General features: G+C 47.0%; 18 protein-coding genes. 15 read left to right on the top strand and 3 right to left on the bottom strand.

What is annotated here, in order from left to right:
• Window positions 1–66 precede the first annotated feature (66 nt).
• The 3 genes from pruA (at window position 67) to EOO49_RS10020 (ending at window position 3,840) form a co-directional block, all read left to right on the top strand.
• A complete protein-coding gene (gene pruA, locus EOO49_RS10030; RefSeq protein ID WP_290845223.1) occupies window positions 67–1,695 on the top strand; it encodes an L-glutamate gamma-semialdehyde dehydrogenase in 1,629 nt (542 codons plus the stop codon).
• 79 nt (window positions 1,696–1,774) lie between these two features.
• On the top strand, window positions 1,775–2,794 hold the full coding sequence (locus EOO49_RS10025; RefSeq protein ID WP_290845221.1) for a T9SS type A sorting domain-containing protein: 1,020 nt from the start codon (window positions 1,775–1,777) through the stop codon (window positions 2,792–2,794).
• A 2-nt stretch (window positions 2,795–2,796) separates the two neighbouring features.
• On the top strand, window positions 2,797–3,840 hold the full coding sequence (locus EOO49_RS10020) for a T9SS type A sorting domain-containing protein (RefSeq protein ID WP_290845219.1): 1,044 nt from the start codon (window positions 2,797–2,799) through the stop codon (window positions 3,838–3,840).
• Between the two features lie 33 nt (window positions 3,841–3,873).
• Here EOO49_RS10020 and rsmG read toward each other — a convergent pair whose 3' ends face one another.
• Window positions 3,874–4,515: a 16S rRNA (guanine(527)-N(7))-methyltransferase RsmG gene (rsmG, locus tag EOO49_RS10015; protein ID WP_290845217.1), complete on the bottom strand. Its 642-nt coding sequence runs from the start codon at window positions 4,513–4,515 to the stop codon at window positions 3,874–3,876.
• A 101-nt stretch (window positions 4,516–4,616) separates the two neighbouring features.
• Between rsmG and EOO49_RS10010 the strand changes: the two genes are divergently transcribed.
• The 9 genes from EOO49_RS10010 (at window position 4,617) to EOO49_RS09970 (ending at window position 13,721) form a co-directional block, all read left to right on the top strand.
• Entirely contained in the window at window positions 4,617–5,711 is a 1,095-nt protein-coding gene (locus tag EOO49_RS10010; protein WP_290845215.1) for an acyl-CoA desaturase, read from the top strand.
• A 34-nt stretch (window positions 5,712–5,745) separates the two neighbouring features.
• Window positions 5,746–6,933, top strand: a complete 1,188-nt coding sequence (locus EOO49_RS10005) for a pyridoxal phosphate-dependent aminotransferase (protein WP_290845212.1) — start codon at window positions 5,746–5,748, stop codon at window positions 6,931–6,933.
• 168 nt (window positions 6,934–7,101) lie between these two features.
• On the top strand, window positions 7,102–8,268 hold the full coding sequence (gene purT, locus EOO49_RS10000; RefSeq protein WP_290845210.1) for a formate-dependent phosphoribosylglycinamide formyltransferase: 1,167 nt from the start codon (window positions 7,102–7,104) through the stop codon (window positions 8,266–8,268).
• 186 nt (window positions 8,269–8,454) lie between these two features.
• The gene (locus EOO49_RS09995; RefSeq protein ID WP_290845208.1) at window positions 8,455–9,129 is read left to right on the top strand and encodes a response regulator transcription factor; all 675 of its coding nucleotides are present in this window, start codon (window positions 8,455–8,457) and stop codon (window positions 9,127–9,129) included.
• Window position 9,130: 1 nt separating this feature from the next.
• The gene (locus EOO49_RS09990; RefSeq protein ID WP_290845206.1) at window positions 9,131–10,495 is read left to right on the top strand and encodes a HAMP domain-containing sensor histidine kinase; all 1,365 of its coding nucleotides are present in this window, start codon (window positions 9,131–9,133) and stop codon (window positions 10,493–10,495) included.
• Between the two features lie 93 nt (window positions 10,496–10,588).
• Entirely contained in the window at window positions 10,589–11,305 is a 717-nt protein-coding gene (locus tag EOO49_RS09985) for a hypothetical protein (protein WP_290845204.1), read from the top strand.
• 19 nt (window positions 11,306–11,324) lie between these two features.
• Window positions 11,325–12,275 (top strand): bestrophin family protein, encoded by a 951-nt coding sequence (locus EOO49_RS09980; protein WP_290845202.1) that lies wholly within the window; start codon window positions 11,325–11,327, stop codon window positions 12,273–12,275.
• Window positions 12,276–12,394: 119 nt separating this feature from the next.
• The gene (fabD, locus tag EOO49_RS09975) at window positions 12,395–13,270 is read left to right on the top strand and encodes an ACP S-malonyltransferase (RefSeq protein ID WP_290845200.1); all 876 of its coding nucleotides are present in this window, start codon (window positions 12,395–12,397) and stop codon (window positions 13,268–13,270) included.
• Window position 13,271: 1 nt separating this feature from the next.
• The gene (locus tag EOO49_RS09970; protein ID WP_290845198.1) at window positions 13,272–13,721 is read left to right on the top strand and encodes a hypothetical protein; all 450 of its coding nucleotides are present in this window, start codon (window positions 13,272–13,274) and stop codon (window positions 13,719–13,721) included.
• A gap of 77 nt (window positions 13,722–13,798) precedes the next feature.
• On the opposite strand, the gene galE is transcribed toward EOO49_RS09970, so the two are convergent.
• Together galE and EOO49_RS09960 are read right to left on the bottom strand one after the other, a co-directional pair.
• Window positions 13,799–14,812: a UDP-glucose 4-epimerase GalE gene (gene galE / locus EOO49_RS09965; RefSeq protein WP_290845196.1), complete on the bottom strand. Its 1,014-nt coding sequence runs from the start codon at window positions 14,810–14,812 to the stop codon at window positions 13,799–13,801.
• A 72-nt stretch (window positions 14,813–14,884) separates the two neighbouring features.
• Complete coding sequence (locus EOO49_RS09960; protein ID WP_290845194.1) at window positions 14,885–16,015, bottom strand: DegT/DnrJ/EryC1/StrS aminotransferase family protein; 1,131 nt, start codon at window positions 16,013–16,015, stop codon at window positions 14,885–14,887.
• Between the two features lie 81 nt (window positions 16,016–16,096).
• Here EOO49_RS09960 and EOO49_RS09955 point away from each other — a divergent pair, with 81 nt between their 5' ends.
• From EOO49_RS09955 to EOO49_RS09945, 3 genes are all read left to right on the top strand, one after another.
• Window positions 16,097–17,341, top strand: a complete 1,245-nt coding sequence (locus EOO49_RS09955) for a glycosyltransferase N-terminal domain-containing protein (protein ID WP_290845192.1) — start codon at window positions 16,097–16,099, stop codon at window positions 17,339–17,341.
• The gene (locus EOO49_RS09950; RefSeq protein ID WP_290845190.1) at window positions 17,328–17,780 is read left to right on the top strand and encodes a GNAT family N-acetyltransferase; all 453 of its coding nucleotides are present in this window, start codon (window positions 17,328–17,330) and stop codon (window positions 17,778–17,780) included. Before EOO49_RS09955 ends, EOO49_RS09950 begins: the two co-directional genes overlap by 14 nt.
• 133 nt (window positions 17,781–17,913) lie before the next feature.
• On the top strand, window positions 17,914–20,055 hold the full coding sequence (locus EOO49_RS09945; RefSeq protein ID WP_366927239.1) for a S46 family peptidase: 2,142 nt from the start codon (window positions 17,914–17,916) through the stop codon (window positions 20,053–20,055).
• Window positions 20,056–20,211 lie beyond the last annotated feature (156 nt).

The raw sequence follows: 20,211 nt of genomic DNA, 5'->3' as shown, positions 1-20,211 counted from the left end.
ATTTCACAATCGGCACATTTATAAAATCCCGATTTCCTATCTTTGTGCCACTTAAAAAACAACGATATGCCAAAAGGTTTTTATAACGTACCGAAAGCAGTCAACGAGCCTGTAAAAGCGTACGCTCCGAACTCGCCCGAAAAGGCCGCCATCCTTGCTACTTACCGCGGAATGTGGAATGCGAAAATCGACGTTCCGCTCTACATCGGAAGCGAGGAAATCAAGACGGGAAACACGAGAAACATGACGCCGCCGCACGACCACAAACATGTTTTGGGTCAGTATCACCTGGCAGAAAAATCCCACGTGGAAAAAGCGATTTCGAACGCTTTGGAATCCAGAAAAAACTGGGCTTCGTTGCCTTGGGAGCAAAGAGCCGCAATTTTCCTCAAAGCAGCCGAATTGATCGCCGGACCCTATCGCGCCAAAATCAACGCGGCCACGATGATCGCGCAATCCAAGACAATTTTCCAGGCTGAGATTGACGCGGCTTGCGAACTGATCGACTTTTTGCGTTTCAATGTCGAGTTCATGACACAAATTTATGCCGATCAGCCAACGTCTACTTCAGACATGTGGAATCGCGTCGAATACCGTCCGCTTGAAGGTTTCGTCTATGCCGTTACGCCTTTCAATTTTACCGCGATTTCGGCGAATTTGCCAGCGAGCGCCGCTTTGATGGGCAACGTCGTGGTTTGGAAACCGAGTGATTCACAGGTTTTCTCGGCCAAAGTCATCATCGACATTTTCAAGGAAGCCGGAGTTCCTGATGGCGTGATCAACGTCGTTTTCGGAGACGCACAAATGATTTCGGAAACCGTTTACGCGAGCCAGGATTTTGCCGGAATCCACTTTACGGGATCGACTCACGTGTTCAAAGACATCTTCAAACACATCGGAAACAACATCGATATCTATAAGACTTATCCGCGAATCGTTGGGGAAACCGGCGGGAAAGACTTCATTGTCGCGCATCCGAGTGCCAATGTGCGCCAGGTCGTGACAGGAATTGTCCGTGGCGCTTTTGAATTCCAGGGACAAAAATGTTCCGCGGCTTCACGTGCTTACATTCCGCAAAGTTTGTGGCCGCAAGTGAAATCGGAACTTGAAAAAGACATCAAATCGTTCAAGATGGGAACGCCCGAAGATTTTTCGAACTTCATCACGGCCGTGATCCACGAAGGTTCGTTCGACAAATTGGCGAAGTACATTGACGGCGCCAAAGCTGACGCTGACGCAGAAGTGATCATTGGTGGAAACTACGACAAATCGGTTGGCTATTTCGTCGAACCGACCGTCATCCTTACTACAAACCCGAAATATGTGACGATGGAAACCGAGTTGTTCGGACCAGTCATCACGATTTACGTTTACGAAGACGCAAAATGGGCCGAAACCCTGAAACTCGTAGACGAAACTTCGCCTTACGCCTTGACCGGAGCAATTTTCAGCCAAGACAGATATGCGATCAACGAAGCCACGAAAGCGCTCGAGAACTGCGCCGGAAACTTCTACATCAACGACAAACCTACCGGAGCCGTCGTCGGTCAGCAGCCGTTTGGCGGAGCAAGAGCTTCGGGAACGAATGACAAAGCCGGATCGCCACAAAACCTATTGCGTTGGGTTTCGCCTCGCACGATCAAGGAAACTTTCGTGACGCCGGTCGATTACCGCTATCCGTTTTTGGGTGAATAAGCGAAAAAACTCGATTAAATAATTGAAGCCCTGATATTTGTCGGGGCTTTGTTTTTATATTTGGGCAAATATCGGCTATATGAAAAAAACTTTACTAGCATTACTTTTCGTTCCCTGCGCAATTTTTGCCCAAGGCGTTCCCCAGACTTTTATGGGACAACTTTACAATGGTCCGGGCGGAGTCGTCGACGGAATCAATTTCCGTTCTTATGAAATAGTCACAAGTCCAACGGCGTTGAATCACACGCCAACAGCTGGCGAACTTACTTGGAACTTCCAGAATCTTACAGCTGCAGGCGGCGCCACTTATGCCGTGACGACGCCAACGCCAGCGGAGATTTCTGCTTTCCCGGGAACAGATCGCGTGTTGTCAGCGACGTTTCCAGGCGGACAATCGTCTCAATTTTATCTTGGAAATAACGGAGGAGGTTTTACAGCGGCCGCAACTCCCGAATTCGTACTGACTTACACCAATCAAGCCACGATGGGAAGCTTTCCATTGTCTTTCGGATACAACAATTCCGATACCGTTGCGGGAACTTTCAGTTACCAAACTTACAACGGCACATTTTCAGGAACGATAACGACGACGGTAGATGCTCAAGGCACTTTGATGACTTATGCATTCAACGAGCCTCGCGACGTGATCCGCATGAAAGTTGTACAAACGCTCAATTTAAGCTATCCACCGTTCGGAAACGTGGGCACTTTTACGCAAACGGTCTACCACTATTACGAAAATGACGTACTGTTTCTTTGGCCGCAATTCAGAAGCACGAATACGGTTTTGAGCGTTCCGCTGCTTGGCTTGAACGAAAACGATACGATTCTCGAGCAACAGACGCAGGTTTTCCTTGGAAATCCGGAGAACGCAAAAGCGTCCGTGGCCATCTATCCTAATCCCGTAAAAGAACTCCTGAATCTTCAATCAGATGCGCAAATCCAGTCGATCTCGATTGCTGACATTTCGGGAAAAATCATCCGAAAAATCAAGAATCCGGGTGCGCAAATCGATTTATCCGACTTGAAAACCGGAATTTACATCGCCGAGATTACATCCGAAAAAGGAAACTCCGTTCAAAAAATAGCAAAACAATAACCATGAAAATAAAACTACTTTCTCTTTTATTCGTTGGAATTTCGGCTTTTGCCCAAAGTCCGATCACACATTATCAAGGTACGCTCGAAGGCATTCCGGGAACGACTTTTTCCGATGGACTGAACTGGCGGATCTACAACATGTACGAAAGCGCAACGGCTTTGAATCACGCGCCAACCGGAGCAAACGCCACTTGGAATTTCACCGGAATGACCAACCTCAACACGTCTAACGAGTACAAAAACCAAGCTCCGACTGCCAACGAAATCGCGGCTTTTCCAACGGCGACAAAGCGGACTGATTTTACCTCGGGAGGAAATTTGACCGGCGTTGAGTTCACTTCCACGAATGGATCGTCCATCGTCGCTTTGCAGAATTCCCAATTCTCGCTCATTTACACGAATCCGGCGAGTCTTGGCACTTTTCCGCTGAATTATGGCTATTCGAATACTGATGCGGTCGCCGGAACGTACGAATATGACACTTATGCCGGAACCTTTTCGGGAAATATCGTAACGACATTCGACGCTTACGGAACTTTGGTCGACAATCAGACCACGACGCCAATCGCCGTTACCAGGCTAAAAACCGTCCAAACGCTGAATATCGCCTATTCGCCTTTCGGAAATGTTGGAACTGTCGTGATCACTTCCTATTTCTACTACCATTTGGCCGCCGATTCGCCCGCGCGATTCTGGCCACTGTTCAAGAGCACGAACACAACGATTTCGGTTCCGCTTTTGGGCGTGAACGAATCCCTGACACTTTTGGAAAGACAGAATGACACTTTTCTGGCAAGTCCGGAATTTGCAAAGAAAGCGAATGTGACATTGTCGCCGAATCCGGCAAATGGAGTTGTGAATCTGGCTTTCGCCGATGGATTTTCACTCAAATCGACAACGATTTCCGACTTGACCGGAAAAACGGTTTTGGCCAAAATCGGACAAACAGCAGGCATCGACGTCTCGGGACTGCATTCGGGAATCTACATCATGACGCTAACTTCGGACGTCGGATCCGAAACCCATAAATTCATCAAGAACTAAACAAAAAATCCCGGCCACATCGACCGGGATTTTTTATGCGTTCAAATCGCCTTTGAATTTTATCGGAAGGTAAACGACTTTCTTGGTTTCGAAAAATTCGCCTTCGAAGAAATCGGGAATCTCGAACAATTCAATCTTTTGGTAATCTTTGAGTTCCTCGCTCAGATCGCCGCCTTTCAAATACAAAATCCCGTTGGCAAGTTCGTGGTTCTGCTTTTTGGCGATTTTTGTCTTTACCCACGACACGAAATCGGGCATGTTCGTTACGGCTCGGCTCACGACGAAATCGAATTGCCTGTCGACAAGTTCGGCGCGTTTCTGTTCGGCTTTCACATTCTTTAAGCCTAGCGCATCGGCCACTGCTTGCACGACTTTTATTTTCTTGGCGATGACGTCTATCAGATAGAACTTCGTTTCCGGAAACAAAATCGCAAGCGGAATTCCCGGAAAACCGCCGCCCGTGCCGACGTCCATAATAGACGATCCCGGCTCAAAAGGCTGCACTTTCGCAATTGCCAATGAGTGCAGCACGTGACGCGTGTAAAGTTCGTCTATGTCTTTTCGCGAAATCACGTTGATCTTGGCGTTCCAATCCTCGTAAAGCTCGCCTAATTTGGCGAATTGTTCCTTTTGTGTATCAGTCAGATGCGGGAAATGGCGCAGGATTTCTTCCATTGTGAGAGTTTTGGCAAAAGTAGCCATTCACAACGGATTTTTTTTGTTTTTGTAAACCTTTGAACCTGTTTTAATAATTACCTTTGGCATCATTTTAAAGCATGAATTACAACCTTCCAACCTTCTCGACCCAGGATTCCGTGAAATTTTTCAGGACATTGAACTCGCGGGTCAACGCTTATTTCAAGGAAAACAACATCAAAAAAACCGGAAACTGGCAAATCTATCTCAAGACTGCCATTCTCTTCGCGGTTTTCCTCGCGCCTTATTTCCTGATCATGGCACTCGACGTTCCGTTTTGGGCACATTTGCTTTTGAGCATCGCCATGGGAATCGGGATGGCCGGAATAGGGATGAACGTCATGCACGACGGCAACCACGGTTCGTATTCGTCCAAGACCTGGCTCAACAAATTCATGGGCGGAACGATTTACGTGCTGGCCGGAAATGTCTACAACTGGCAAGTGCAGCACAACGTTTTGCACCACACTTACACGAACATTCACGGCCACGACGAAGATCTCGAGGCCGGACAAGTGATAAGATTTACGCATGAGGCCAAATGGAGACGTTTCCATAAATTCCAGCATTATTATTCGATTTTCCTTTACGGATTGCTCACTTTCAATTGGGCAATCACCACAGATTTCAAACAGATGCGACGTTATCTGAAGCGAAAATTGTCTTACGGAAAATTCAAAAGTCCCGCGATCCAGTGGACGACTTTGGTAATCACGAAAGTCATTTATTTCTCGATTTGGATCGTACTTCCTATGATCGCAGGCGTGATCTGGTGGAAAGTCCTTATCGGATTTTTCCTGATGCACTACACTGCCGGACTGATCTTGAGCATCGTGTTCCAATTGGCGCACGTCGTCGAAGCAACTGACAATCCGATTCCCGATGAAAACGGATCAATGGAAAACACCTGGGCAATCCACCAACTTTACACAACGGCGAACTTCGCGCCCAAAAACAAGATCGTGAACTGGTTTACTGGCGGATTGAACCATCAGATCGAACACCACATTTTCCCGAACATCAGCCACGTGCACTACAGCAAGATTTCCAAAATCATCAAACAAACCGCGGCCGAGTGCAACTTGCCTTATCACGAATTCAAGACGATGCGTTCTGCCGTCGCGGCCCACTTCAGGCATCTCAAAGAACTCGGGACAAAGCCGGTGGCCGCTTAAACCTTACAACCTCTAACAAGCATAACAACACAAGATGAACCATTTACTTTCTGACAGAATCAACAGCATGGCCACTTCCCAGACGTTGGCTATGGCCGCTTTGGCTCGCGAATTGAAAGCTCAGGGCAAAGACGTGATCAGTCTTTCTTTGGGCGAACCCGATTTCAACACTCCAGATTTCATCAAGGAAGCCGCCAAGAAAGCGATCGACGAGAATTACAGCACGTATTCGCCGGTTGACGGTTACCAGGATTTAAAAGAAGCGATCTGCCGCAAGTTCAAACGCGACAACGACCTCGATTACAAACCTGCCAACATCGTAGTATCGACTGGAGCGAAACAGTCTTTGTACAACATTGCGCAAGTCATGTTGAACGAAGGTGACGAAGTGATTTTACCGGCTCCGTATTGGGTTTCTTACTTCGAAATCGTCAAAATGGCCGGTGGCGTTCCGGTAGAAGTTCCGACGTCTGTCGATTCCGATTTCAAAATTACCGCCGACCAACTCGAGAAAGCGATCACGCCAAAGACCAAAATGGTTTGGTATTCCTCGCCTTGCAACCCAAGCGGATCGGTATATACAAAAGAAGAATTGACCGAACTTTCGGCAGTTCTCGAAAAACACCCGAATATCTACGTAGTTTCTGACGAAATCTACGAACACATCAATTTTGCCGGAAACTTTTGCTCTATCGCATCGATTCCGGGAATGTTCGACAGAACGATTACGGTCAACGGAGTCGCGAAAGCTTTCGCCATGACAGGTTGGAGAATCGGCTACATCGGCGCGCCGGAATTTATCGCAAAAGCGTGCACCAAAATGCAAGGCCAAGTGACTTCAGGTGCAAATTCCATCGCGCAAAGAGCCACGATCACTGCCGTTGACGCCGATCCATCGGTGTTGAACGATATGGTCTCGGCATTCAAAAGCCGTCGCGATCTTGTAGTCGGATTGATCAACGACATTCCGGGCTTGAAAATCAACGTTCCTGATGGCGCTTTTTACGCTTTCCCTGACGTGTCGTCTTTCTTCGGAAAAACACTTCGCGGAAAAGAGATTAAAAACGCCGACGATCTGGCCATGTACTTGCTCGCCGAAGCCAATGTCGCCCCCGTAACGGGCGATGCTTTCGGGAATCCGGACTGCATCCGCTTTTCTTACGCGACCAGCGACGACGTGCTCAAGGAAGCATTCAAGAGAATCAAAGAGGCTTTGGCCTAACCTATTAGCCTCAGGATTTCTGGGGCTTTTTTAATGATTTGGGCGTTACCCTTCGGGTCGGGCTTGCGGCACTCGCTTTTGCCAAACTTTGAGGGTTTGGCAAAGAGCTTAAACAAAGCCGCGAATCCCTAACGCGGGCAATCGTCTTCGAAATAACATCAGTCTAAAATGCAAAAGAAAATATTACTTCTCGGCTCAGGCGAACTCGGTAAGGAATTCGTCATCGCGGCCCAAAGAATCGGCCAGAAAGTAATCGCGGTCGACAGTTACGAGAACGCTCCGGCCATGCAGGTTGCGCACGGTTTCGAGGTCATCAACATGCTCGACGGAAGCGAACTCGACCGAATCGTCGCCAAACACAACCCAGATTTCATCGTCCCGGAAATCGAGGCGATCCGCACCGAGCGTTTCTACGATTACGAAAAACAAGGCATTACAGTCGTTCCGTCGGCGAAAGCGGCCAATTTCACCATGAATCGAAAGGCGATCCGCGACTTGGCGTCCAAAGAACTCGGACTCAAAACGGCAAATCATCGGTATGCGACTTCATCCGAAGAACTGAAAGCTGCGGTCGAAGAAGTCGGAATTCCTTGTGTCGTCAAACCCTTGATGTCTTCATCGGGCAAAGGCCAATCGACTATCAAAACGTCTGAAGACATAGAAAAAGCGTGGAAATATGCGGTCGAAGGTTCGCGAGGCGACGTTGTTGAAGTGATTGTCGAGGCTTTCGTCAAATTCAATTCCGAAATCACTTTGCTGACGGTTACCCAAAATTTTGGGCCGACACTGTTCTGTTCGCCAATAGGTCACAGACAGGAAAGAGGCGATTACCAGGAAAGTTGGCAACCGGCACAAGTTTCTGAAAAAGATCTTTACGACGCCCAGGACATGGCCGAAAAAGTAACCGAAGCCCTTGGTGGCGCCGGAATTTTCGGAGTGGAGTTTTTCCTGGCAGACGATGGCGTTTACTTCTCGGAACTTTCACCGCGTCCGCACGATACGGGAATGGTCACATTGGCCGGAACACAGAATTTCAACGAATTCGAATTGCATTTGCGAGCAATTCTTAGCCTTCCTATTTTCGAGATCAGACTCGAGAAAGCCGGAGCGAGCGCGGTAATTCTCGCATCCGAAAATTCGGAACATCCTACTTTCACGGGAATCGAGGAAATCGCATCGCTGCCAAAAACCGACTTCCGCCTTTTCGGTAAACCGACGAGTCGTCCATACAGGAGAATGGGCGTGGCCTTGACAAGCGATGATCTGGAAACGCCCGTGGAGCAAATTGTCGAGAAAGCCAAATTGGCGGCGGCTTTGGTCAAGGTGCATGGCTAATTCCAAATAGTGGAATCACATAAAAATTTCCGCTTTTTTCCGAATGCTTCGGGAAGAAGCGGATTTCTTTTGTGCATTCTGAATAATAGCCAAAAGCACCTAGTTTTAGCGTTTATTTCACACAATCCTTGTTATTTTTGGAAGCAGTTGGTCATTTGGCCGATTTGACGAGATAAAATACCGCGAATGAAATTACTTATAGTCGAAGACGAACCCAATTTGTTGTCGGTCATCCGGAAGGGATTTTCTGAAAAAGGACACGACGTCAGCGCCGCCCTTGACGGAAACACCGCACTCTTGATGCTCGACGAGTATACCTTCGACGCGGTCGTTCTCGACGTGATGTTGCCAGATGTAAACGGAATCGAGATTTGCCGAAGACTGCGCGCCGCCGGAAATTTCGTGCCGATCTTGCTATTGACGGCTTTGGGAAGCACTGAAAACATCGTTACGGGATTGCAATCGGGAGCTGACGATTATATGTCGAAGCCATTCAAATTCAGCGAACTCGAAGCCAGAATTCACGCTTTGGTAAGGCGTTCGGCAATGGAACACAAACCTCAGGAAATCATTTCGGTAGGCGATCTGACTTTGGACAACAGAGCCAAAACCGTAAGACGTGCCAGCGATGAGATCGTGCTTACGGCCAAGGAATATCGGCTTTTGCATTATTTGGCCAAAAATTCCGAAGCGATCCTTTCGCGGGAACAGATTCTCGACAATGTTTGGGACATCAATTTCGAGATGAATACGAATGTCGTCGACGTCTACATCAATTATCTGAGGAAAAAAATCGACAAACCTTACAAAAATCCACTCATCCACACTGTGAAAGGTTTGGGTTATACGCTGAAATCCTGACATGCAGATACGCAAGAAAGTCGCCATAACCTATGTTGCACTTTCGGGCTTGAGCACGCTCTTGCTCTGCGCCGTCATGGTCATCCTTTTCAAGAACAACAATCAGTATTACTTCCTGAAACGCTTGCAGGATCGCGCCAAAATCGTGTCTTCGATACATTATCAGAACGATCCGGCCAAAGCGGAATACTATCGGAACCTGAAATCGAAAGGCCTCGAGGAGCTCATCGATGAAGGCGATTGGGTTTTGCCAGTAAACGGATCGAATTCGTTCGAATACAACACAGAATTGCAGCTTCCGCCCGAGTTTTATACCGAAGTTTTGTCGAGCGGATCGTCTTGGGTCGAGGACGACAGCCGTTACCATTATGCCCAATTGTTCGAGGAAAACGGCAAAAAGTACATCGTTGTAATCACTGCTCGCGACAGACGCGGCAACACAAGTACTTGGTACATTATCCGGATGATGGCCGTTGGCGGACTTTTGTTTCTGGTCCTGGCTTATTTCCTTGGGAGATTTTTGGCTAACACCGTGATCAATCCGATTTCGAAGATCAATTCCGAAGTCAAGCGGATAAGCGCTTCGAATTTGCACAATCGGCTTGACCAACCAATCGGTGCCGACGAAATCGCCGAACTTTCGCGAACCTTCAACGACATGCTCAACCGACTCGAAACCTCGTTCGAGATTCAGGCGAACTTCATCAACAACGCCTCTCACGAGCTCAAGACGCCAATCACGACGATCATGGCCGAAACCGAGATCATTCTGCAAAGCAAGCGCACCTCGGACGAATACGAAGAAGCTTTGACGAACATAAATGCCCAGGCGACGAAACTCGGAAATCTCACCGAAGGTTTGCTCAAGCTCACGCGAACGGGTTACGACGGGAACAAACAAGTTCAGGACGTGGCGCGTTTCGATGAATTGCTCGAAGATGTGAAAGCCGACCTCGACAAGATAATTCCCGAAAACAACATCAGTTTGAGAATGACCGAATTGCCTGATAACGAGGAATTTTTGTTATTGCCCTGCAACCGTCCGCTTTTGGAATTGGCGCTCTCGAACATCATTTCGAATGCGGTCAAATATTCGGACAACAGCGTCGTTTTCGTGGAATTGTTAGCCGATAAAAGCCAGATTACGGTCAGGATTACTGACATTGGCATCGGAATCCCGAAAGAAGATCTTCCGTTTTTGTACGAACCTTTCTTCCGCGGAAAAAAAGCGTCGCGATACAACGGCTACGGACTCGGATTGCCGCTTGCCTTCAAGATCATCCGCATGCACGATGGCGATCTCGACATCCAATCGGAAACCGACAAAGGTACGATGGCGACGATCACTTTCAAACGTCCACATTAAAATTTCTAATTGAAAATCTAAGGAACTTCTAAGTTCAATCTAAGGAAGAACTAATGTTCAGGGTGTTGTTTTGTATAACTAAAAACGACGACCATGAAGAATATTTTGCTACCTACGGTTTTGGAAAAAGATACTTTGGCCGCAATCGAAAGCGCCATTTCGTATGCGAACGGCCAAAACTTCAATCTCGTTTTGTTGCTGCTCAATGAATCTGACAGTCACTATTCGGCATCGGCTTTCCTTCGCAATTCCAGAGCTGCCTACACGATCTCGCAACAGCAAGTTCTCGAGGATTGCCAGAATCGCGCTTATGCCGAAGGAAACGCAACCTTGCACATCCAGAAACAGTCGAGCATTTCGGCTCCTTTGTTGCGCAATATGATCGCCGCTTTGGAAATTGGACTTGTCATCGTTCCGAAGAGCTTTCGCGAATCGTCCAAAAAAATCAATCGCTATTGCCTCGGACTTTTGGCCAACAGCCACTGCCCGATCCTGAATTTGTGCGATGGCCCGACTTCTGAAATGCAAAAAGCGCTTTTCCTGGAATATGACGAAAGCAAACTCCAGGCTTCTGACGTGCAACAGCAACTCGACGGAAAATTCCCGTTCCGCATAGTGAGCCAGGCCAGAATCAGCCGAAGCGAGGAAGAATCGCTGCAACAATTGCTGTCGGAAACCATAACAAGAAACGACATCGATCTGGTGGTCGCCACGAGAAAACCTGAAAAAGTGAAACTCGGCAAAAAAACACCGTTTTGGCACGAAAGCCTCAAAATGCCCGTGCTTTCGGTCTTCGAAGAAATCAGTTAAACGCTTAAAAACCAAGTCTATGCTGTTAAAAAGAAAAATCCCGATGGAGTACGTCCTTGGAAAAATCAAGATCGAACTCGCACTTGTACTCATATATTCGACCTCATTCTGGCTCGTGCACTATTTTTATGCGGCGGTTCCACTGACAATTCCAATCGCGATTCCGGGAATAGTGGGTACGATCATCTCGCTGCTTTTGGCGTTCAAATCGAATCAGGCTTACGACCGTTGGTGGGAAGCCAGAATCGTTTGGGGCGGAATCGTGAACGACTCGAGATCGCTTTTGCGCCAGGTCGTCGCGTTTTACAAAGATCCCGATTTCTCGGATGAAGCCAATAATTTCAAGGAAAAATTCGCCAAGAGGCAGGCCGCGTGGTGTTTTTCGCTTACCAATCGTCTTCGCGGAAAAGACTCGGTCAAAGCCGCTAAACAATTTTTGGACGAGGACGAATTCCAGTTCATAAAACGCCATAAGCACGTACCGAATGCAATCTTGCTTTTGCACGCCAAAGAAACCATGAAAGCGCTCGGCAACGGACGGATCAACACTTTCCAGCAAGTCGAGATCGATAACACCTTGACGCGTTTGTGCGACGGAATGGGAAAATGCGAGCGAATCAAGAACACGATTTTCCCGACGACTTACAGCATGTACATCCGATTCACGCTGTGTCTGCTCATCATTTTGTTGCCTTTCGGAATGATCGATGATTTGGGATGGCTCGTAATTCCTTTGACGACGACTATCGGAGCCGCTTTTTTCCTGATCGAGAAAATGGCGATCCATTTGCAGGATCCGTTCGAAAACCGTCCGACCGATACGCCGATGACCGTAATCTCGCAGAATATCCATAAAGATCTGCTTGAAATGGTGAACGAATTCCGCGAAGAATATGAGCACGAGTTCAGCGCCAAAGCTTCGCAACCCAAGCCTGTCGAAAAGGTCAAGCAACCCTATTTCGTACTGTGATCACTTTGATTTGTTTTTTTATAAATGTGGGAAAAGCCTGGATTCGTCCGGGCTTTTTTATGCCGATTCGGTACTGAAAAAGTAGTATTTTTGCTGTCTGAAACATCGAAAACCAACTTATGAAAGCATACGTTTTTCCGGGCCAAGGCGCCCAATTTACGGGAATGGGCAAGGAATTGTACGAACAGTCTGACTTGGCGAGAGAGCTTTTCGAGCGTGCCAACGAAATCCTGGGATTCCGCATCACCGATATCATGTTCGAAGGCACGGCCGAGGAATTGAAAGAAACCAAAGTCACGCAGCCAGCGGTTTTTCTGCACTCGGTGATTTTGGCCAAGACGATGAACGAATCGTTCAAACCCGAAATGGTCGCCGGACATTCTTTGGGAGAATTCTCGGCATTGGTCGCAAACGGCACTTTGTCATTTGAGGACGGACTCAAACTCGTCTCGCAGCGCGCACTGGCCATGCAAAAAGCCTGCGAGATCACGCCTTCCACAATGGCCGCGGTTCTTGGACTGGAAGACGAAAAAGTCGAGGAAGTTTGCGCCACAATTGATGGAATCGTCGTTCCCGCAAATTACAACTGCCCGGGACAACTCGTGATTTCAGGAGAATATTCGGCAGTCGAAAGAGCTTGCGAAGCCATGAAAGCCGCAGGTGCAAAACGCGCTTTGATCTTGCCTGTGGGCGGCGCTTTCCACTCGCCAATGATGGAACCGGCGCGCGAAGAACTTGCCGCAGCGATCGAGGCCACGACTTTCAACGCACCAACTTGTCCGGTCTACCAAAACGTGACGGCGAGCGCGGTTTCGGACGCATCTGAAATCAAGAAAAACCTCATAATCCAATTGACCGCGCCTGTAAAATGGACGCAATCGGTTCGCCAAATGATCGCCGACGGAGCGACTTTGTTCACCGAAGTCGGGCCGGGAAATGTGTTGCAAGGCTTGATTAAAAAGATCGATAAAGAGGCGGAAGTTGCCGGCGCTTAAGATGAAATCACTTGTAGCCGCGATACTTCTGTTTTGTGTCGGATTTGCCAAGGCGCAAAATATTTATCCGACAAAATTTGCGGGTTGTAACACCGACCATTTCACCATAGAGTCAAAAGTGGAATCGGCAAAAATCGAGCAATCGGAATTGATAAAAGTTGTTTCGGAAGCCATCGGATCGGAAAAAATGGCAAAAATCGAAGGGATTCTGATGCTCCAGATTATCGTCGGAAAAGACGGAAAATCCTGTCTGATAAGCCTGGACAATAAAACAACAATTCCAACCGAAGAACTCAAGATCAAGGATATGATCGACAGCAAACTCGTTTGGAAAGTTGCTCCTGAAAAACTCTCAACGATGATTTCACTGCGATTTTCATCGGGAAAAATCAAGGAAATAAAACGCTACGGACTGCACGGCGACCTCGGTTTCCACGAATTGAAGAAATAAAAAAATCCCGATTGACTAACAATCGGGATTTTTTTTATGTATCGGGTAATTATTAATTATTCATTTTTAATTATTAATTAGGAACGAATCTTCTGCTCCCATTTCCAAGCACTGGCAAGTCCATCTGCCAAAGTAGATTCCGCCTTCCAACCGAGAACGTTGTTTGCTTTATCGGTATTTGCATAGGCTTCGATCACGTCGCCTTCGCGTCTTCCGACGATTTGGTAAGGCAACGATTTCCCGCTGACTTTCTCGAACGTGTTAATGACTTCCAAAACCGTGCTTCCAGTTCCGGTTCCTACGTTGAAAGTTTCGACTTTGTCCTGATTTCTGTTTTTGATGAGACGTTGAAGGGCAACAACGTGCGCCTTGGCCAAATCGACAACGTGGATGTAATCGCGAACGCAAGTTCCGTCACTCGTTGGATAATCGTCCCCAAAAACCGACAATTTCTCGCGCATGCCAATTCCCGTCTGAGTGATAAAAGGCACCAAATTCTGCGGAACACCAAGCGGCAATTCCCCAATTTCAGCTGACGGATGCGATCCTATCGGATTAAAATAACGCAGCAAAATCGCGTTGATGTTCGTAACTTTGGCCGTGTCCTGAATGATCTCCTCTCCAATTTGCTTCGTGTTTCCGTATGGCGACATGGCTGGCTGGATTGAGGCGCTCTCTGTAATCGGCATTGTTTCGGCTTGACCGTAAACCGTACAAGACGAGCTGAAAATAAAGTGAGCTTGCTGTTTTTTCGAAAGTTCCTGTAACAGATAAACCAGAGCGTTGATGTTGTTTTCGTAATACAAAAGCGGATTTTCGACACTTTCACCAACCGCTTTCGAAGCCGCGAAGTGAATCACTCCAGAAACATCGGAATGACGCAAGAAGAAATCCTGGACGGATGCTTTCTCACGCAGGTCAAGTTTCTCGAAAATCGGCTTTTTGCCTGTAATCGCCACGATTCCGTCGAGCACTTTTTCGGACGAATTCGAGAGATTGTCGATGATCACGACGTCGAATCCTTCGTTCTGCAATTCAACGACGGTGTGCGAACCGATGAATCCGAGGCCGCCTGTTACAAGTATTTTCATGTTTGTTTGAGTATATCGATTTGATTCAAAAGTAAATGAGATCGCAAACGCAATCCTGTTTTCCCTACCGGATTATTTGAGGAATTCAAGCACGCTTGAGGTAATGAATTCGATTTGGTCGGCTTCAAGCTCGGTGTGCATCGGCAAAGACAAAACTTCCTTGGCCAATTGATTCGTCACAGGAAAATCTTCCTCTTTGTAACGATCGTCGAGGTAAGCCTTTTGCGCATGAAGCGGAATCGGATAATAAATCGCACAAGGAATGCCTTTGTCGAGCAAATGTTGCATCAATCCATCGCGGTCTGCGTCGACGATCCTCAAAGTATACTGATGGAAAACGTGGCTGTCTTTGTCTCCGACGATTTTTGGAGTGACGATATTCGGATGATTCGCAAACGCCGAAGAGTAAGCCTCGGCGGCCGCCAAACGCGCTTGATTGTACTGATCGAGTTTTGGAAGTTTCGTGTCGAGAACCGCCGCCTGAATGGAGTCAAGACGAGAGTTCACGCCCACGACGTCGTGGTGGTAACGCACATACATTCCGTGGTTTACGATGCCGCGAAGTTTGTGGGCAAGTCCGTCGTCGTTGGTGAAAATCGCTCCGCCATCGCCATAACATCCCAAATTTTTCGACGGAAAGAACGAGGTCGAAGCCACGTGTCCAATCGTACCGACTTTTTGTTTCATGCCGTGCGGATATTGGTAATTCGCACCAATCGCCTGTGCATTGTCTTCAATCACGAACAAATCGTGTTCGCGCGCGATTGTCATGATCGCGTCCATATTCGCCGCTTGCCCGAACAAATGTACCGGGACGATCGCCTTGGTTTTTGGAGTGATCGCTTTCTTGATCGCATCGATCGAAATGTTGAAAGTATCGAGTTCTACATCGACTAACACAGGCGTAAGACGCAAAAGCGCAATGACTTCTACGGTTGCCGCGAACGTGAAATCGGCGGTGATGACCTCGTCTCCGGGTTGCAGATCCAAGCCCATCATGGCGATTTGCAAGGCGTCGGTTCCGTTTGCGCACGGGATCACGTGTTTTACGTCGAGATAGGTTTCGAGATTTTTCTGGAACGCGTGAACCGCCGGTCCGTTTATATAGGAAGTCGTGTCCAAAACCGATTGGATTCCGGCGTTCACTTCCTCTTTTATAGCTTCGTATTGACCTTTGAGGTCAACCATCTGTATTTTTTTCATGCTCAAATTTTAGCCACACAAAAGTACTAAATAAGCGACTTGTCACAATGAAATTTCTGTAAAGTGCGTATTTTAGCGACCATGTTTGCAATCTATGGCTTGTTGGTTTCCCTCGTCGGATTTTTCGTTCGCGTAGTCGCACTTTTCAGCCCGAAAATGAAGTTGTTCGTCAACGGAAGAAAATCGGTTTTCAACACTTTGGCTGACAAGATTGCGCCTTCTGACAAAACGATCTGGTTCCATTCGGCGTCTTTGGGCGAATACGAACAAGGTTTGCCCGTGATCGAGGCTATGAAAAAAAAGTTCCCGAACCACAAGATCGTACTCACGTTCTTCTCGCCGTCCGGATTCGAAGTGCGCAAAAACAATGCGATTGCCGATGTGACCGTTTATCTTCCGCTCGACACAAAATCCAACGTAAAAAAATTCCTCGACGCCGTGCATCCCGAAATGGCGTTCATGATCAAATATGAATTCTGGCCCAATTACCTGACGGAACTAAAAAAACGCAACATCAGAACGTTCCTGATTTCTGGAATTTTTCGCGAAAATCAAGCGTTTTTCAAATGGTACGGAAGTTTTTACAACAAAGCTTTGGACGCATTCGAGCATTTTTTCGTCCAGAATTCACGTTCGAAAGAATTGCTCGCCAAACTCAAGCGTTACAACGCGACGGTTTCGGGCGACACGAGATTTGACCGCGTCGCTGCGATTCTCGAAAAAGACAATTCGCTCGCTTTTATTTCCGATTTCAAACACGACATGAATACGATCGTGATTGGAAGTTCATGGCCAAAAGACGAAACGCTTCTCGTCGATTTCATCAACAAAACGTCGCAAAACGTCAAGTTCATCATCGCACCTCACAATATTAAGGATGCTCAAATTTCCGAACTCAAAAATTCCATTTCAAAAAAAGTGGTTTTGTTTTCGGACAAACATGGCAAAAACCTGTCGGAATACGACGTTTTCATCATTGATACGATCGGGATTCTGACCAAGATTTACAGTTATGCCGATATCGCCTACGTGGGCGGCGGCTTCGGAAACCCTGGCGTTCACAACATTTTGGAACCTGCGACCTTCGGCGTTCCGATTGTCATCGGCCCAAATTATTCGCATTTTGCCGAGGCGACCGCGCTAGTCGATCTCGAAGGCGCGATTTCAATTGACGATCAATCGGAATTGGACGAAGCTTTCGATTTGTTGCTTTCGAATGAAGATGTCAGATACGAAAAAGGCCACATTTGCGCGACTTTTGTCCAAATGAACAAAAATGCGACACCAACCATCATGAAACATTTCGACCAAAATGACGACATATAGACCGATTGCCGAAACCGACATCGAAATCCTCGTCAAAATGATGCAGGATTTTTATGCGATCGACAATTATCCGATCGATCCCGAAAAATCGAAAAAGCTATTTTCGGAATTCATCGCGAACGAAAACCTCGGGAAAGCCTGGATAATTGAAAGCGACTCGAAAACCGTCGGCTACATGATTCTGACTTTTGTCTTCAATTTCGAGTATGGCGGAAAAATCGGTTTTGTCGATGAATTGTATATCGTCGAGGCGTTTCGCGGAAAAGGAATCGGCGCGGAAAGCATTGATTTCATCACAAAAATCGCTTCTGAAGAAAAGCTTAAACTGCTTTATCTTGAGGTCGAACCACATAATAAAAATGCCAGGAAACTTTATTTGGACAAAGGTTTCATCGGACACAAACGCCAATTGTTGCGTCGCAAATTGAATAATGAATGATTATTGCCAGACAACAAATCCTTTTTTCTATTTGCCATTATAGAAATACAGTCAACGATAATTACCGACGAAGTTTTCGATATCGCCTGTAATTATTAACTATTAATTATTAATTATAAATTAATTCAGAATGATCAAATTCCTAAGACTCTTCCTGCTTATGTTCGTCATCCAAATGAGCGCCCAACAAGGCGGCATGTGGATTCCGTCTTTGCTTGAAGGCATGAACGAAAAAGAGATGAAAAGCCTGGGCATGAAAATGTCGGCCAAAGACATTTACGACGTCAACAAATCGAGCTTGAAGGACGCGGTTCCGCAATTCAACGGCGGTTGTACGTCTGAAGTCATTTCGCCAAAAGGCCTTATTCTGACGAATCACCACTGTGGTTTCGACGCGATCCAAAACCATTCCACCGTTGAGCACGACTATTTGCAGAACGGATTTTGGGCCTACAAAATGGAAGACGAACTGTCGAATCCTGACATGGTCGTAACGTTTATCGTGCGAATCGAGGACGTGACCGCGAAAGTGCTCGATGGCACGCAAAGTCTTGCTTCGGAAGCCGAAAAACAAAAGAAAATCCAGGAAAACATTTCGTCATTGTCGACTTCTTTGCCAAAGGAAACCTGGCAGGAAAACAAAATCCGGACGTTTTACGAAGGCAACCAATACATGCTTTTCGTGACCGAAACTTTCAAGGACATTCGCTTGGTCGGTGCGCCGCCATCGTCTATCGGGAAATTCGGATCGGATACTGACAACTGGGTTTGGCCGCGTCACACGGGCGATTTCTCGTTGTTCCGGATTTATGCCGACAAGGACAACAAGCCAGCCGCTTACTCGAAAGACAACGTTCCTTACAAACCGAAACACTTCCTTCCGATTTCGCTCGACGGAATAAAAGAAGACGATTTTACGCTGGTTTTCGGCTATCCCGGACGAACCACAGAATATTTGCCTGCGGTCGCCGTTGCGCAAATCGTGAACGAATTGAATCCGGCGAAAATCGAGGTGCGCGAAGCCGCTTTGAAAGTCGAGGACGGTTTCATGAGAAAAGACCAGGCGACCAAGATTCAATATGCGTCGAAATACGCCAGCATTGCCAATTACTGGAAAAAATGGATCGGGGAAACCCAAGGTCTGAAGAAATCGGATGCCGTGAATCTCAAGAAAAAAGACGAAGCAGAATTTGCCAAACGCGTCGAGAAAGCCGGAAAGCAATCGGAATATGGAAAAATCCTTCCGGAATTCGAAACCAACTACAAAGAAATCGCGCCCTATGCATTGGCACGCGATTATTTTCAGGAAATCGCGCTTCGGAACACAGAATTGACGAGCGTCGCTTTCCGACTTTATCAACTCGAACAAGCTTACATTTCCAAAGGCGAACAAGCGTTCAACGCGCGCAAACAGAACATGATGGACGGACTTGTGGATTTCTACAAGGATTTCAACAAAACTGTGGACGAGAAGGTTTTCGAGCAACTCATCGGAATTTACTCGAAGAAATATCCCGCGCAGTTTTTGCCTGCGAGCTTGAAAAACGTGAACGCCGCGACTTTGTCTGCCGAAGTTTACAGAGATTCGAAACTGACTTCGCTCGAAGGCGTGAAATCGCTTTTGAACGGAGACGCGAAAACGGTCTTGGCCAACCTCAACAACGATAAGGCTTTCAAGATCACCAAGGAAATGGCCGATTCTTACTTCAATTCGGTTGCCCCGAAATATGACGAAATCAACCTCAAGATCTCGGCTTTGCAACGCGCTTACGTGAAAGGACAACTCGAGCTTTTCAAGGACAAGCGCCTGTTTCCCGATGCGAATTCGACTTTGCGCGTGACATACGGGAAAGTGAAAGGTTATGAACCGAAAGACGCCACGATCTACACGCCAGTGACTTATTTGGACGGCGTCATGGAAAAATACATTCCCGGCGATTACGAATTCGATGTTCCGCAGAAATTGATCGACCTATATAATAAGAAGGATTACGGTCAATATGCCGAGAAAGGAAAAATGCCGGTTTGTTTTATCGGGACGAATCATACGACCGGCGGAAATTCCGGAAGCCCGGCGATCGACGCCAAGGGAAACCTGATCGGACTCAACTTTGACCGCGTTTGGGAAGGAACGATGAGCGACATTCACTACGATCCGTCGATTTGCAGAAACGTTATGGTCGATGCGAGATACGTGCTTTTCATCATCGACAAGTTCGCTAACGCCCAAAACATCATGAGCGAATTGAAACTGGTGCATCCAAAAAAGAAATAAAACCAAGACTTTCAGATTGTTACACGTATTTTGAAAATTTTATGGATTTTTTACGATTCATGCATTTTTTGGCACGAGAATTGCAAAGTGTGGCGCAAGCAAAGTGTTAAAGGTTTTTTCTAAAAAAGATTTGAAAAAATTTTTCCGAATTAAAAA

The organism is Flavobacterium sp., from assembly GCF_004295795.1.
Taxonomy (GTDB): domain Bacteria; phylum Bacteroidota; class Bacteroidia; order Flavobacteriales; family Flavobacteriaceae; genus Flavobacterium.
The sequence above is the reverse complement of the archived record's forward strand: the minus strand, read 5'-3'. Positions and strand labels throughout refer to the sequence as shown.